This is a genomic window from Kitasatospora sp. NPDC087315, from assembly GCF_044744345.1.
Classification (GTDB): Bacteria; Actinomycetota; Actinomycetes; order Streptomycetales; family Streptomycetaceae; genus Kitasatospora.
The window spans coordinates 24411-39380 of sequence record NZ_JBIUYD010000044.1 but is presented as its reverse complement, the minus strand read 5'-3'; the positions used below and the strand labels follow the sequence as shown (position 1 = coordinate 39380).

15 protein-coding genes are annotated in these 14970 nt (G+C 73.9%); 9 read left to right on the top strand and 6 right to left on the bottom strand.

From position 1 onward, the window contains the following. Positions 1-13: 13 nt before the first annotated feature. Together ACIO5D_RS37505 and ACIO5D_RS37500 are read left to right on the top strand one after the other, a co-directional pair. On the top strand, positions 14-994 hold the full coding sequence (locus ACIO5D_RS37505; RefSeq protein WP_363608313.1) for a hydroxyacid dehydrogenase: 981 nt from the start codon (positions 14-16) through the stop codon (positions 992-994). A gap of 89 nt (positions 995-1083) precedes the next feature. Beyond that, on the top strand, positions 1084-2235 hold the full coding sequence (locus ACIO5D_RS37500; protein WP_400652639.1) for a Gfo/Idh/MocA family protein: 1152 nt from the start codon (positions 1084-1086) through the stop codon (positions 2233-2235). A 151-nt stretch (positions 2236-2386) separates the two neighbouring features. Here the strand turns inward: ACIO5D_RS37500 and ACIO5D_RS37495 are convergent, their stop codons facing one another. Next, positions 2387-3016, bottom strand: a complete 630-nt coding sequence (locus tag ACIO5D_RS37495) for an RNA-guided endonuclease TnpB family protein (protein ID WP_400757030.1) — start codon at positions 3014-3016, stop codon at positions 2387-2389. Here ACIO5D_RS37495 and ACIO5D_RS37490 point away from each other — a divergent pair. From ACIO5D_RS37490 to ACIO5D_RS37480, 3 genes are read left to right on the top strand one after another with little or no spacing between them, the layout of a single operon-like run. Further along, positions 2899-4014 (top strand): dihydrodipicolinate synthase family protein, encoded by a 1116-nt coding sequence (locus ACIO5D_RS37490; RefSeq protein ID WP_400800762.1) that lies wholly within the window; start codon positions 2899-2901, stop codon positions 4012-4014. The two genes, ACIO5D_RS37495 and ACIO5D_RS37490, sit on opposite strands and share 118 nt — an antisense overlap. Further along, positions 4011-4865: a sugar phosphate isomerase/epimerase family protein gene (locus ACIO5D_RS37485; RefSeq protein ID WP_400757029.1), complete on the top strand. Its 855-nt coding sequence runs from the start codon at positions 4011-4013 to the stop codon at positions 4863-4865. The genes ACIO5D_RS37490 and ACIO5D_RS37485 overlap by 4 nt, the downstream gene beginning before the upstream one ends. Further along, a complete protein-coding gene (locus ACIO5D_RS37480) occupies positions 4862-5944 on the top strand; it encodes a glycerate kinase (RefSeq protein ID WP_400800752.1) in 1083 nt (360 codons plus the stop codon). Before ACIO5D_RS37485 ends, ACIO5D_RS37480 begins: the two co-directional genes overlap by 4 nt. A 487-nt stretch (positions 5945-6431) precedes the next feature. On the opposite strand, the gene ACIO5D_RS37475 is transcribed toward ACIO5D_RS37480, so the two are convergent. Beyond that, complete coding sequence (locus ACIO5D_RS37475) at positions 6432-7169, bottom strand: MFS transporter (RefSeq protein WP_363608207.1); 738 nt, start codon at positions 7167-7169, stop codon at positions 6432-6434. Positions 7170-7221: 52 nt separating this feature from the next. On the opposite strand from ACIO5D_RS37475, the gene ACIO5D_RS37470 reads away from it, so the two are divergent. Then, positions 7222-7746: a winged helix-turn-helix domain-containing protein gene (locus ACIO5D_RS37470; protein ID WP_400800749.1), complete on the top strand. Its 525-nt coding sequence runs from the start codon at positions 7222-7224 to the stop codon at positions 7744-7746. A 55-nt stretch (positions 7747-7801) separates the two neighbouring features. Here the strand turns inward: ACIO5D_RS37470 and ACIO5D_RS37465 are convergent, their stop codons facing one another. Together ACIO5D_RS37465 and ACIO5D_RS37460 are read right to left on the bottom strand one after the other, a co-directional pair. Further along, a complete protein-coding gene (locus tag ACIO5D_RS37465) occupies positions 7802-8113 on the bottom strand; it encodes a hypothetical protein (protein ID WP_363608209.1) in 312 nt (103 codons plus the stop codon). Between the two features lie 152 nt (positions 8114-8265). Beyond that, a complete protein-coding gene (locus ACIO5D_RS37460) occupies positions 8266-8571 on the bottom strand; it encodes a SpoIIE family protein phosphatase (protein ID WP_400800746.1) in 306 nt (101 codons plus the stop codon). Positions 8572-8583: 12 nt separating this feature from the next. On the opposite strand from ACIO5D_RS37460, the gene ACIO5D_RS37455 reads away from it, so the two are divergent. The 3 genes from ACIO5D_RS37455 (at position 8584) to ACIO5D_RS37445 (ending at position 12630) form a co-directional block, all read left to right on the top strand. Further along, on the top strand, positions 8584-8853 hold the full coding sequence (locus tag ACIO5D_RS37455) for a hypothetical protein (protein ID WP_400800743.1): 270 nt from the start codon (positions 8584-8586) through the stop codon (positions 8851-8853). After that, complete coding sequence (locus tag ACIO5D_RS37450) at positions 8850-9287, top strand: hypothetical protein (RefSeq protein ID WP_400800740.1); 438 nt, start codon at positions 8850-8852, stop codon at positions 9285-9287. Before ACIO5D_RS37455 ends, ACIO5D_RS37450 begins: the two co-directional genes overlap by 4 nt. 151 nt (positions 9288-9438) lie before the next feature. After that, complete coding sequence (locus ACIO5D_RS37445; RefSeq protein WP_400800737.1) at positions 9439-12630, top strand: discoidin domain-containing protein; 3192 nt, start codon at positions 9439-9441, stop codon at positions 12628-12630. A gap of 53 nt (positions 12631-12683) precedes the next feature. Here ACIO5D_RS37445 and ACIO5D_RS37440 read toward each other — a convergent pair whose 3' ends face one another. Both ACIO5D_RS37440 and ACIO5D_RS37435 read right to left on the bottom strand, forming a co-directional pair. Beyond that, positions 12684-12857 (bottom strand): hypothetical protein, encoded by a 174-nt coding sequence (locus ACIO5D_RS37440; RefSeq protein ID WP_400800734.1) that lies wholly within the window; start codon positions 12855-12857, stop codon positions 12684-12686. Positions 12858-12940: 83 nt separating this feature from the next. Beyond that, entirely contained in the window at positions 12941-14758 is a 1818-nt protein-coding gene (locus tag ACIO5D_RS37435; RefSeq protein ID WP_400800731.1) for a hypothetical protein, read from the bottom strand. Between the last annotated feature and the right edge of the window lie 212 nt (positions 14759-14970).

Genomic DNA, 14970 nt, shown 5'->3' with positions numbered 1-14970 from the left:
CGCCGTCCTCGCCATGCACCGCGAGCTCGCCGGCCGCCTGATCGACCCGCACACCCTGGCCCGGCTCACCGCGCTGGCCGACCTCGACCCCGCGCTCGTCCTGGACGACTTCACCACCCCCGAGGCCCGCGCGGCGCTCGCCGGCGCCGAGGTGATCGTCTCCAGCTGGGGCTGCCCGCCGATCGACGAGGAGGTGCTGGCCGCCGCCCCGCGGCTGAGCGCCGTCATCCACGCCGCCGGCTCGGTCAAGCACCACGTCACCGAGGCCTGCTGGCGCCGCGGCCTGCAGGTCACCTCCGCGGCCTGGGCCAACGCCCTGCCGGTCGCCGAGTACACCGTCGCCGTCGTGCTGCTCGCCAACAAGCGGCTGCTGCCGATCCGCGAGGAGTACCGGCGCCGCCGCGCCCCGCACGACTGGCAGCTGGCGTACGCCGCGGCGGGCAACTACCGGCGCACCGTCGGCGTCGTCGGCGCCTCCCGGATCGGCCGACGGGTGCTGGAACTGCTGCGCCCGCACGACCTCGACCTGCTGCTGCACGACCCCTACGTCGACCCCGCCGAGGCCGCCCGGCTCGGCGCGCGCGCCGTCGGCCTGGACGAGCTCTGCGCCGCCTCCGACGTGGTGAGCGTGCACGCCCCCGAACTCCCGGCCACCCTGCACCTGATCGACGGCCGCCGGCTCGCCCTGATGCGCGACGGCACCACTCTGGTCAACACCTCGCGCGGTTCCCTGGTCGACCAGGAGGCGCTGGTGCGCGAGGTCGCCTCCGGGCGCCTCGACGCCGTCATCGACGTCACCGAGCCCGAGGTGCTGCCCGCCGACTCCCCGCTCTACGACCTGCCGAACGTCTTCCTCACGCCCCACGTGGCCGGCTCCCTCGGCGGTGAGCTGCACCGGATGGCGGCCGCCGCCGCGGACGAACTCGCCCGCTACACCGCCGGGCAGCCGTTCGCTCACCCCGTCCTCGCCGAGGACGTCCACCGCACCGCGTGATCCCGCGCCGCGCGGCCCCGCACCACGTGCACACGCAGCGCGTGCCCCCGCATCGCGTCCCCGCACCAGCAACGAATCGGAGAACCCCCATGCCCCGCAGGGTGATCGGCATCGTCATGAACGGCGTCACCGGCCGGATGGGCTACCGCCAGCACCTGGTCCGCTCCATCCTCGCCATCCGCGACCAGGGCGGCCTGCCGCTCGGCGACGGCGAGACGCTGTGGCCCGAACCGATCCTGGTCGGCCGCAACGCCGCCAAGCTCGAGGACCTCGCCGACCGGCACGGCCTCACCCACTGGACCACCTCGCTCGACGAGGCCCTCGCCCACCCGCTCGCCGAGATCTACTTCGACGCCCAGGTCACCCCCGCCCGGGAGACCGCGCTGCGCACGGCGATCGCCGCCGGCAAGCACATCTACACCGAGAAGCCCACCGCCGAGTCGCTGGAGGCCGCGCTCGACCTCGCGCGCCTCGCCCGCGACGCCGGGGTGTGCAACGGCGCCGTGCAGGACAAGCTCTTCCTCCCCGGCCTGCGCAAGCTCAAGCGGCTGGTGGACGGCGGGTTCTTCGGCCGGATCCTCTCCGTGCGCGGCGAGTTCGGGTACTGGGTCTTCGAGGGCGACTGGCAGCAGGCCCAGCGGCCGTCCTGGAACTACCGCGCCGAGGACGGCGGCGGCATGGTCCTCGACATGTTCCCGCACTGGCGCTACGTGCTGGACGGCATCATCGCCCCCGTCCGCTCGGTGTACGCGCACACCGCCACCCACATCCCCGAGCGGACGGACGAGCACGGGCAGGTCTACCGGGCCACCGCCGACGACGCCGCGTACGGCGTCTTCGAGCTGGAGGGCGGCATCACCGCCCAGATCAACTCCTCCTGGGCGGTCCGGGTGGACCGCGACGAGCTGGTGGAGTTCCAGGTGGACGGCACCGAGGGCAGTGCGGTCGCCGGACTGCGCGAGTGCCGCTTCCAGCACCGCGCGGCCACCCCCAAGCCGGTCTGGAACCCGGACCTGCCGGTGACCGAGCCGTTCCGCGCGCAGTGGCAGCGAGTGCCGGACAACGAGGAGTTCGACAACGGCTTCAAGACGCAGTGGGAGCTGTTCCTGCGCCACGTGACCACCGGCTCCCCCTACCACTGGGACCTGCTGGAGGGCGCCAAGGGCGTGCAGCTCGCCGAACTCGGCCTGCGCTCCGCCCACGAGGGACGCCGGATGGACGTCCACGAACTGTCCCTGTGACCGCCCGGCGGCCGCACCCGGGCCGGCCGGCCGGCACCCGGCCACTCCGCACCCGGCCGCCGGGGACCCGACCGCCCCGCAGCCGCCCGCCGACGAGACGGATGCACTGACACCTTGACTTCCTTCCCCTCCTGAGGAGAGGGAGGTCCCCTCAGCCTCGCGGCTGAGCCGCTGCGCGCGAGCGCGGCGGTGGGACTACTTCCTGCTTCACCGACGACCGCCCGCCCGGAGTACTGCGTTGAGGTCTTGCACCGCCTCCACAGGCTGCAACCGCCAGCCCGGCGGCAACGATGTTGCGTGCCGCGTTCACGTCCCGGTCATGGGTCGCACCGCAGCCGCACGTCCACTCACGGACGTTCAGCGGCATCCTGCCCCGCAGGATGCCGCTGGCCGAACACAGTTCAGACGAGGGGAACCAACGGTCCACGGCCACCAGGTCCCGGCCGTACCAGTCGGCCTTGTACTCCAGCATGGACCGCAGTTCGGCCCAGCCCGCGTCCGAGACGGCACGGGCAAGCGTCCGGTTCCTGAGCATGTTCCGGACGGTCAGATCCTCGATCACGATCGTTTGGTTCTCACGAACGAGCCGCTCCCCCGGCCAAAGCCGAGAGTATCCACGAAGGAATTCCGATGACCGAGATCGACCTGCCCGGCCACGGCCGGATCCGGCTGCGCGAGCCCGCGGCCCTGCCCGCCTCGCCCGCCCCGGCCCGCTCGCGGGTGGCCTTCGCCGCCGCCCACGTGGTCGCCGACCCGCTGGGCGACAACGCCCCCGGCGCACCCGCCGCCGTCGACTGGGACGCCACCCTTGCCTTCCGCCGGCACCTGTGGTCGCTGGGCCTCGGCGTGGCCGACGCGATGGACACCGCCCAGCGCGGCATGGGCCTCGACTGGCCGGCCACCCGCGAGCTGATCACCCGCTCCGGGGCTGCGGCCCGCGCCTGCGGCGGCCGGCTGGCCTGCGGCGTCGGCACCGACCAGCTCGCCCCCGGCACCCACCCGCTGAACGCCGTCCGGGCCGCCTACGAGGAGCAGCTGACCGTGGTCCAGGAGGCCGGCGCGCAGCCGATCCTGATGGCCAGCCGCGCCCTGGCCGCCGCCGCGCGCGGCCCGGAGGACTACCTGGAGGTGTACGGCGCGCTGATCGCGGGCTCCGAGCGCCCCGTGCTGCTGCACTGGCTCGGCGAGATGTTCGACCCCGCCCTGGCCGGCTACTGGGGCTCCACCGACCTCGACGCGGCCGCCGCCACCGTGCTGGAGCTGATCGGCGCGCACGCCGACCGGATCGAGGGCATCAAGGTCTCGCTGCTGGACGCCGGCCGGGAGATCGCCCTGCGCCGCGCGCTGCCGGCCGGCGTGCGGATGTACACGGGTGACGACTTCCACTACCCCGAGCTGATCCGCGGCGACGAACTCGGCCACAGCCACGCCCTGCTGGGCGTCTTCGACCCGATCGCGGCCACCGCCGCGGCGGCGCTGCGGGCGCTGGACGAGGGCGACCTCGACCGCTACGAGGAACTGTTCGCGCCGACCGTGCCGCTGGCCCGGCACCTGTTCGCCGCACCGACCTTCCACTACAAGACCGGCGTGGTCTTCCTCGCCTGGCTGGCGGGCCACCAGGACCACTTCACCATGGTGGGCGGTGCGCAGAGCGGGCGTTCGGTGCCCCACCTGGTGGAGCTGTTCCGGCTCGCCGACGCGGCCGGGGTGCTCCCCGACCCCGACCTCGCCGCCGGGCGGATGCGCCGGCTGCTCGCGGTCGCGGGGGTGACGGCATGAACGGCGCCGACGCGATGAACGGCCTCGAAAGGCTGTCGCTCAACCAGATCACCACCCGGGGCTGGAGCCTGCCGCAGGCTGTGCGGGGCTGTGCGGACGCCGGCATCCCGGCCATCGGGCTGTGGCGCGACAAGGTCGCCGAGACCGGCCTGGCCCGCTCCGCGAAGCTGTGCCGGGACGCCGGACTCGCCGTCAGCAGCCTCTGCCGGGGCGGTTTCCTCACCGCCGACGGGCCCGGGGAACGCCGGGCCGCGCTCGCCGACAACCTCCAGGCCGTCGAGGAGGCCGCCGAACTCGGCACCGACACCCTGGTGCTGGTCGTCGGCGGCCTGCCGGCCGGCAGCCGCGACCTGGTCGGCGCCCGCGCCGCCGTCGCCGACCTGCTCGCCGAACTCGCCCCGCACGCGGGCGACTTCGGCGTGCGGCTGGCGATCGAGCCGCTGCACCCGATGTTCTGCGCCGACCGGGCGGTGGTCTCCACCCTGGGCCAGGCGCTCGACCTCGCCGCCCTGCACCCCGCCCGGCAGGTCGGCGTCGTCGTCGACAGCTACCACGTCTGGTGGGACCCGGCCCTGCGCGAGCAGATCGCCCGCGCCGGGCGGGAGGGCCGGATCGCCTCCTACCAGGTGTGCGACTGGACCCTGCCGCTGCCCGCCGACGCCCTGCTCGGCCGCGGCCACGTCGGAGACGGCCACATCGACTTCCGTGCCCTCACCGACCTGGTCACCGCCGCCGGGTACGAGGGCTGGATCGAGGTCGAGATCTTCAACCAGGAGATCTGGGACACCCCGGGCGAGCTGACGCTGCGCACCCTCATCGAGCGGCACCGCACCCACCTGGCCACGCCGTGAGGGTCGTCGTCGCGCCGGACTCCTTCAAGGGCACCGTCACCGCCCGGGACGCCGCCCTGGCGCTGGCCGCCGGCTGGCGCTCGGTGCGGCCGGGCGACGAGCTGCTGATCCGTCCGATGGCCGACGGCGGGGAGGGCACCCTCGACGCGCTCGCGGCGGCCCTCCCCGGCGCCGTCCTGCACCTGGTCCCCTGCTGCACCGGCCCCGACGGGCGGCCGGTCGCCGGACGCTTCGCGCTGTTGCCGGACGGCACCGCGCTGGTCGAACTGGCCGACACGGGCGGCCTGCCGCTGCTCGGCGACGCCCTCGCCCCGCTCACCGCCGGCACCCGCGGCACCGGCGAGACCATCGCCGCCGCGCTGGACGCCGGCGCGCGGCAGGTGACCGTCGCGCTCGGCGGCTCCGCGTCCACCGACGGCGGTGCCGGACTGCTGGCCGCCCTCGGCCTGCGGCTGCTGGACGACACCGGCGCCGACCTCCCGGACGGCGGCGGCGCCCTCACCCGGGCCGCCCGGCTCGACCGAACCGCCCTGCGCCCCGCCCCGCCCGGCGGCGTCCGGCTGCTGACCGACGTCACCAACCCGCTGCTCGGCCCCACCGGGGCGGCCGCGGTCTACGGCCCGCAGAAGGGCGCCGACCCGGCCCGGATCGCCCTGCTGGAGGCGGGGCTGCGGCGCTTCGCCGACCTGCTCGGGGGCGACCCGGACCTCCCCGGCTCGGGCACGGCCGGCGGCACCGCCTACGGCCTGGTGAACGCCTGGGGCGCCCGGGTGGTCCCCGGTGCGGCGGCGGTGGCCGGGCTGACCGGACTCGACGCGGCCCTCTCCGGGGCCGGCCTGGTGATCACCGGCGAGGGCCGCTTCGACCTCACCAGCCTGCACGGCAAGGCGGTCGGCGAGGTCCTCGCCCGCGCGGAGCGGGCCGGCGTCCCCGCCCGGGTCGTCGCCGGCGAGGCCTCCGACCCCGGCGCGCTCACCCTCACGGCACTGTCCGGCGACCCGGCCGACGCCCGCCACCGGGCGGCCCACTGGCTCACCGCCGCCGGCGCCCGACTGGCCCGCATCCACAGCGCGGGCTGACGCCCGAGCAGCGCCCCCGGGCGCCCCCGCGTGGTGCCCGCGGTGGGAGCAACGGACCGGAAAGCGGGTCGCGTCGACCAGCACCCGGGCCGGCTTCGATCCGTACACCTCGGGCGAGACCTGCGTCAGCACCCGGTAGGCCCACAGCCCCCGCCGCCCCCGCAGCACCCGCCGGTCCGTGCCGAGCAGCAGCATCCTCGCCCGCAGTACCGCATCCTGATTCACCGTGTCCCCCTTCGTCGTCGCCCCCTCCCCGGCGGCCGCGCAGGGCAGCACGACGTACGTGCCGGCGCCCGCTCCCGGGCGCCGGCACGGAGCCGGGGAGAGTGCATGACGTCGAGTCTGCGCGCCGCCGAGGCGCCGGACAAGGGCGATCGGCTGTGCTCCCGGTCCTACCGGACAGGCCCCCTGACAGGCCATGATGAAGTCGACACTCTTCCGGACCCCGCGGGCGGGTGCCCGGGCAAAGGGCGGCCCGGGGCCGCGACTACGACGGGGTCGCGGTGTGCCAGGTGGCGATCCAGCAGGCGGTCGCCAAGGTGGCGGCGCCGGTGCCCGCCACGGTCGCGAGCACACCGAAGCAGGCGGGGCCGACGCCCTGCAGGGTCATGGTGCCGGAGTGCAGCAGCCCGAACGCCTGACCCTGGGCGGCGGCGGGCACGGCGTCCAGGAAGGCCCGCTGCAGCCCCAGGGAGTAGGCGAAGCCGGTCCCGGCGCAGAGCAGCAGGACCGCGCTCAACCCGGCGCCGGGACCGGCCGCGAAGGCCAGCAGCGGAAGTCCCATCACTGCGGCGAGCGGGGCCACCAGGCGCTCCCGCACGGGCGGCCGCACCAGGCGGCCGACGACCAGGGCGCCCGTCAGCATGCCGGCCGGCACACAGGCCATCAGCAGGGCGTAGGTGCCGGGGGCGAAGTGCCGCTGCCCCGCGTAGGCGACGATCAGCGCCTCGACGCCGGCCGTGGCGGCGCCCGGCAGCCACTGCGCGAGCAGCAGCCGTCGCGGGCACCGGGTGCTCATCAGGGCTGCGGTCCCGCGCAGTCCGGCCTTCGCCACGGAGCCGGACGGACCGCTGCCGGGGTCGATTCGCGGCAGGCCCAGACGCACCGCCACCGCGGCCGTGAGGTGGAGCGCGGCGCCGACGGCGAGCGCCTGGCGGGTGCCGAGGGCCGCGACGGCGGCCCCGCCGACGGCCAGGCCCGCCAGTTGGGCGACCGAGGAGGCCATGCTGTTCAGTGACCGCCCCAGCACATAGGCATCGCCGGTCAGCGAGCGGGACGTGGTGCACCGGGTGGGCCTGATCGGCGAACAGGGGTGGGAGGCCGTGATCGCCGGCCTGCACGACGGGGTGTCGTGGCGGGACGGGGCGATCGAGGTCCGCGTTGCTGCCGGCGACACCGTGGCGCTGGCCGGGGAGGGACTGCTGCTGATCCCCTCGGTCTTCATCGTCCCGACCGTGGCGGCGCACACGGCGCCGCCCTGGCCGAAGACCCTGATCTACCCCGCCCACGGCACCGCCGCCCTCCTGGGGACACCGCCCGCCGGCCCGCCCCAGGCCCTCGGCGCGCTGATCGGGCGTTCGCGGGCCCGGGTCCTCGCCGCGCTGGACACCCCCGCCAGCACCAGCCAGCTCGCCCGCCAGCTCCGGCTGGCGACCGGCGCGGTCGGTGACCACCTCGCGGTCCTGCTCGATGCCGGCCTGCTCAGCCGCGCCCGCTCGGGGCGCTCCGTGCTCTACCAGCGCACGGCGCTGGGGGACGCCCTGGCCTCAGGTGCGGGCGCCACGCTCTCCGATACCCGATGACGCCCCGGCGCTGTCGCGGCAGCGGCCGGGACCGGCGGAGCCCGAGCCGCCCCACTCAGCCGGCGGACAGGTCCAGCTTGAAGGGCGAGCCGCTGGAGCTCGGCGTCCAGCCCTTCGAGCGCGCCGCCCGGATACCGGCGGCGACCTCCCCCGGCAGGACGACCTGGTCCGGCACCAGGTCCGGGGCGACGAAGGCCCGCCGTCCGGTCTCCACGACGAGCGTCGCCCCCGGGCGGGCCGCCTCCTCCGCCACGTAGCCCAAGGTGCCGCCTTCGTAGTCACAGCACAGGTGCCGCCTGCTCACCCGCCAGCGGTACTCGACACCGTCGACGACGATGCGGCGGGAACCCTTCTTGGCCAGTGCCACCGTGTTGCCCCTCAGCCTTCGGTTGTCCGTGTCTCCGCAGACAGTCTCCTTGCGTAACCCACGTGTGTCACCGGGTTTGCTCCGGCCCGGCCCGCGCGGTGCACAACAGGCCGATCTCTGAATGATCGTTTTCGGTCGGATATGCCGAACGGTCAATCCCAATCTGTTCGGAGCTGATCACCGGCGTGGTGGCCGTCGCTGGGGTGGTGGTCGGAGAGGACGTGGACGAGGTCGTCGAGCGGCAGGGTGGCGTGGGCGGCGGCGAGGACGGCGAGGGCGTCCAGGCCCTCGTCGATGGGGCGCGCGGGGTCCTCGACGAGGCCGTCGGTGAACAGGACGACGGTGGCGCCGGCGGGCGGCGGGCGGGTGTGGTCGGGGCGGTGGAGGTCGGGGTCGACACCCAGGGGGATGCCGGTTCGGCGTCCGCGTACCGGTTCGGGCCGGTCGAGCGGCCGCACTACGCCTACGGCGTGCGGCGGGCCACCGAACTGGCGGCGCGGCTGGGCCACCGGGGTGTCACGGTGGTGGAGTTCGGGGTGGCCGGCGGCAACGGGCTGCCGGCACTCGCCGAGCACGCCCGCTACTACGCCGCCGCCACCGGGGTGGCGGTGCGGGTCGTCGGCTTCGACAGCGGGGCGGGGCTGCCCGATGTGACGGACCCCCGGGACCTCCCCCACCTGTTCGCCCCCGGCTACTACACGATGGACCACACGCCCGGCCGGGAGCGGCCGAGCTGGTGATCGGCAACCTCACCCGCACACTGCCCGACTACCTGGAGGCGCGCGCCGACGAACTGCGCGACCATCCGGTCGGCTTCGTCGCCCTCGACCTGGACTACTACTCGTCGACCGCGACGGCCCTCGGTCTGTTCCGGGGCCCCGCGCACGGACACCTCCTGCCGCGGGTGACCTGCTGCCTCGACGACCTGCCGGGAACCGTCGAGCAGATCGGCGAGGCCGCCGCGGTCGCCGAGTTCAACGCCGCCCACCGCGACCGGCCGACCGGACGCGTCCTGGGCCTGCGGGCGTTCACGCCGTTCGACCCGCCGCGGGCCGATCAGATCTACGTCCACCACCGGCTGGACCACCCGGACTACGGACGGCTGGAAGCCGGCGCCACCGGTGACCGGCTCCCCCTCGACCCGGCCCCGGGGCGCCGTCCGCGGCAACGCTGAGGAAGATCCCGCTTTTCTGTCAAAGCCTCAAACAACCTGCTCTTCATGCGATATGACTTGTAGCGCCACGGATCGACCGTGTGCGGAGCAGTATGAATACGATGAAGGGGATGTCGTGGGGAAACTGTCCACAAGGGCTTCGATAGCGGCATTGGCGGCGTTGGTCGCGGCCTCCGTGCTGCCCGGTCAGGCCGGGGCCGCCGCCCCGCCCTCGGTCTGGGTCGCCAGCGGCGCCGACCATGTCTTCTCGTCCTCGCCGGCCCCCCAGCGGCCGACCGGTCCGGTGACCATGTTCGCCGCGCGGAACGAGGTCCAGACCGCCCAGATCGCCGTCCGCTCCGGGGGGAGCCTGACCGGTCTGTCGGTGCAGGCGAGCGACCTCACCGGACCGGGCGGGGCGGTGATCCCGGCCTCCAGGATCACCGTCAACCGGGAATACAACCACCCGAACATCTCGAAGAACAACAGCCCGCACCGCCAGGACCCGCCGAACGGCGGCAACGAGTACTACGACGCGCTCGTCGGCAACGACCCCTACAACCTGGCGACCAACACCACCCAGCCGTACCACTACAGCGTGGCGGTGCCCCCCGGGCAGGCGCCCGGCACCTACACCGGGAAAGCCACCGTGAAGAGTTCGGCGGGCCCGGTGAACGTTCCGGTCTCGGTGACGGTGTACGCGGCCGAACTGCCCCCGACGAACCGCTCCACCTTCCGGCTGAACAACTGGTTCACCTCGGTCGGCTGGGACTACACCCTGACGGCCAGTTCGATACCCAGCCAGTACGGAGTGGACGCGTACTCCCCCGACTGGTGGACCCTGATGGGGAACATCGCCAAGAACCACGCCAAGCACCGCAACAACACGGTCTTCGCGGACTTCCAGGCACTCGCCATCCCCGGCACCACGCTGGTGAACGGCACCTACACCTTCGACTGGACGACCTTCGACCGCTTCGTCCAGCTCTTCCAGGACGCCGGAGCGCTCCAGTACATCTACACCCCCCACCTCCTGGAGGACGACGGCTCGAACGTGGAGGTCCTCGTCCCGGACGGCAGCGGCGGGGTGCGGATGGCCCGCGTGGCACCCGGCTCGGACCAGGCCGAGAAGTACCTCGCCGCCGCCCTGCCCGCGCTCAAGGCCCACCTCGACACCAAGTGCCTGGACGCGGGAACGGTCTGCGCACCGGGCCGCCGGTGGAGCGACGTGTTCTACCTCTCCGCGTCCGACGAGCCCAACCCCGCCAACACCGGCTGGGCGGCCAACTCCAACTGGCTCTACCAGCGCTTCCACCAGTACTTCCCGCAGGGCATGACCAACGAGGCCCACCTGTGGACCGGGCCCTCCGTCGACAACACGCTCTCCACCCTCACCCCGCACGTCGACGACGACTACGACACCAACGCCGCCTACTACCAGGACAAGCGCCTGGCCGGCAAGGACCTCTGGCTCTACTTCAGCGGCAGCCCCGAGGACGGCCACGCCAACCGCCTCATCAGCTACCCCCTCTCCGACTCCCGGCTGACGCCGTGGATGGTGTCGGCGATCGGCGGCAACGGCTTCCTCCACTGGGGCTGGAACATCTGGTCGGAGTGGGACGCCAACGCCGGCAAGTACAAGGGCGTCGACACCTTCAACGACTGGACCAGCGGCGACCCGTTCCTGGTGCGCCCGAACCCGAAGCCCGGTGCGCCCGACGTCTTCGACAGCATGCGCAGCGAGGCCCTGCTCGCCGGCGTCCAGGACTACGAGTTGCTCAAGCAGCTCGCCGCCACCAAGCCGGTCCTGGCCCACGCCCTGACCTCGTCGCTGATCACCAGCTCCACCGAGTTCACCACCTCGGGCACCGAGATCGACTACCGCCACAAGCAGATCCTCGACGCCCTCACCTCCCCTGGACCCGACGCCTCCTACCCGTTCACCGACGACTTCTCCTCCGGCGCCGACACCCAGTGGCGCCACACCCACGGCTCCTGGTCCGTCACCGGCGACCAGGGCTACGCGCAGACCAGCACCGGTGACGAGTGGAACAACGTCGCCGCGGTGGCCGGACGCGCCTACGGGGACGTCGCCGCCTCCGTCGACGTCCGGATCACCGGGACCAACGCCAGCGGTGGCAACGCGAACTGGGCCGGCCTGACCGTCCACAGCCAGAACCCGGTCGACCGCCAGACCGGCTACCTGGTGGCGCTGCGCAACAACGGCGAGGTCTTCGTCAACCGCGGCAACACCATGCTGCGCACCGCCAACGTGCCCGGCTTCACCCCCGGTCAGACGGTCACCCTGCGGGTCGTCACCCGCGGCTCGACGCTCGACGTGTACGCGGGCGCGACGAAGCTGATGTCCGTCGACGACTCGGGCTACCCGGTCGGCAACATCGGGCTCGTCACCGGCGGCGCCGCCGCCCGCTTCGACAACGTGCGGCTCAACCCCGGCACCGACCCCGCCGAGGCCGCCGCCGTCTCCGCCACCAGCAGCTACGAGGCCGACGGCTGGAGCAGCGCCGCCCTCACCGACGGCCGCCGGTCGCTGCCGACCGGCACCCTCGGCTGGAGCAGCATCAACAACGTGTCCACCGACCACACCGAGTCGGTCACCGTCGACCTCGGCTCGAACCACCGGATCAGCCGGCTGGACCTCTTCGCCCGCGCCGACGGCGCCAACACCGGCCTGGGCTTCCCGGTCGACTACACCGTCCAGGTCTCGACCGACAAGAGCACCTGGACCACCGTCACCGACCGGCACGACCAGCCGCGGCCCGACGCCTCGGCCCAGGCCGTCGCGTTCGCGCCCACCGACGTGCGCTATGTCAAGGTCACCGGGACCAGGCTGCAGACCGACCCGCGCGGCAACTACCACATGCAGCTCGCCGAGATCGAGGCCGCCGGCGACAACCTGGCCGCCAACCGGCCGGTGACCACGTCGAGTTCGATCGAGGGCTCCGGCTGGGGCCGCGCCGCGGCCACGGACGGCGTGCTGAACTCCGCCGCGGGCTACTCGATGGGATGGAGCAGCCTCAAGTCGCCGACGGCGGCGGCCAACGAGTCGGTCGTCGTGGACCTCCAGGGCGCGAGCCGGATCGAGCAGGTCCGGCTGACCCCGCGCACCGACGGCGCCAACACCGGCCTCGGGTTCCCGGTCGACTACACCGTCCAGGTCTCGACCGACGGCACCACCTGGACCACCGTCGAGGACCGCCACGACCAGCCCCGCCCGGGCGGCACCCTGACCTTCCCGTTCGCACCGGCCACGGCCCGCTACGTGAAGGTCACCGGCACCCGGCTGAGCACCGACCAGTTCGGCGACCACTACCTGCAGCTCGGCGAGATCGCCGTCTCCTGACGGTCCGAGGCCCTGTCGCTCTACCGCTCGGCCGCCCTGCCGCCCTGTCGCGCTCAGAGCGCGGTGCGGCAGGCCTCCCGATGCTCGGCCACCTCCTTCGGGTGGCCGAGCATCGGGCAGTGGTCGCCGGACAGCTCGTCCGGTCGCAGACCGAGGCACTCGGCGACCCCCATGAATCCGGCCGGGAAGAAGCGGTCGTCGGCGGACAGCAGGAACCTGGTCGGCACGTCCGGCCAGGCGGCCGGCGGCCACGGCCGGGCGAACGGGGCCAGCGAGGCGGACCGGCGGTCGACGGCGCGTGCCCCGGGGGTCAGGGCCGGGGCGTGGCCTGGTCCTGGACGCGGCCCTGGAGCGCCTTGGAGAGCTCCGCGACGCAGGCCGCGAGCTGCCCGGTCGTCAACTTCCCCGGGTCGTCGCCGCATCCGCCCGCCGACGGAGCCGCGGGCGCGGAGGGCGAGGCCGGGTTCGGCGACGAGGACGGGGACGGGGCCTGGGGAGGCCGGCCGCCCGGCGCGGTGATACTGCCGTTCAGCGAGACCAGATTGGGCGTCACCCGGGCGTCGCCGGAAAGGTCGATGTAGTCCTGGGTCTGCCCGTTGAAGTCCACGAAACCGCGCCACTTGTCCCGGCCGAACGGGATGATCTCCTGCAGCGCACCGTCCTTCCCGGCACTGATGGTGATCGACGTCTGCTGCGCCATGTACGACACCATCCGGCTGGCCAGCACGTCCAGGTTCACCGACGGGTCGTCGTCGCCGCGCACGTACACGTGCAGGTCGTTGAGGCCGCCGCCGGCGCGGTCGGCCTGCACGACGGCGAAGGCCACCACCAGTTGCGAGGAGCTGTCCCTCGGCACCAGCGGCGTCACGTAGTAGAGGTGCCCGTCCGCCTTCGAGCGCAGCAGGAACTCCCCCGGGTTGGTGGCGTTGGTCGCCGCCGAGGTGTGCGCGTAGCCGAAGCCTCGGTCGTCCTTCGCGCCGCGCCCACCGAGCCACTGCACCTCGTGGATCTGCGAGCGGACCACCGAGGCCGGGTACACCGCCCCCGGGAGTTCGCCCGGGGCCACGTTCGCCCGGTAGGACACCTCCGGGCGGCCGTCCGGCGAGCCACGCAACACCAGCACACCGGCCGGCTCCAGCACCGTGCGCTGCCGGAAGCCGGTCTGCCGCGCCACCGAGATGACCACCACCGGCTGGGCGGTGCGCGGGTCGGTGCCGTCGCAGTAGCCCCAGATGTCCTGGTCGCTGTAGACCAGGCCCGGGAAGCGCTCGGCGAGCAGGTTGCGCAGGCTGACGGCCCCCGTCCCGCCGAAGGCCCGGCGGAAGGCGTGGTCGCCGCGGAAGGCACAGGTGACCACGGAGTTCGAGCGGCCGTCCCAGACGGCGACGCCCTCCATCGGCTGCTCGCCGGAGCCGTCCAGGACGGCCGTCCACACTCCGCCGCCCGCCGAGTCGTCGGGCAGGTAGTGCAGGCTGTGCCCCAGCAGGTGGATCCCGGAGGTCAGGCCGGCGCTGTCGGTGAGCGCCTTGGTCGCGGCGGCGTAGGAGGCGGTGCGCGCCTCGAAGTCGAAGTCCGGCATCGGCGCGGTCTTCACACAGGCCGGCACGTCCGCGGTGCCCACCAGGTCGCAGCGGCCGCCGTCGCCGGGGCGGGTGTGCTCGGTCACCGGCAGCACCGAACGCGGTGTGCCCGCGCCGCCGGCCGGGATGTCGAGCACGGTCGCCGCCGCGTAGAAGCGGCCGGCGTCCTTGTCGGCGTCCCACAGCCCGGTGCCGGCGCGCGCCAGCGAGCCGGCCATCGCGACCACGACCACCGCCACGGTCAGGCGTACCCGCCACCCGCCGAGGCCCGCCCCGGCCTCGTCCGCGATGTGGACGACCCCCCACACCGTGCCGCACAGCCCCACCGCGACCCAGAACCAGAACAGCGGCGCCGCGTCCAGTGGACCGCCGTTCGGGAAGAACTCCCGCTCGATCAGCAGCAGATAGCTCTGGTCCTGCTGCCCGAAGCCGCCGAACGCGACGTGCTTGACCAGCCGGACGACGAACGCGAGCAGCGGCATCCACAGCCACCAGACGGCCAGCCCCACCGCCCCGCCCCGCACCGCATGCCTGACACGACTCGTCACACGCCCCCCACTCCGCGCCCCGCCGCCCGCTCCCCCGTATCCGGGCCTTTGCCCCGTCCTTCCCACCCCGCCCGTCCGGCAAGCCCGGCGGCGGCGGTTGATCGGCGGGCGGGCGGCTCCGTTCGCGGGTCCCGGACCTCAGTCGTAGGAGGGGACGGCGCGAAGGCTCGGTCGGTTCCGGGAACACCGGAACGGGGTGGCGCGGCGGGCGC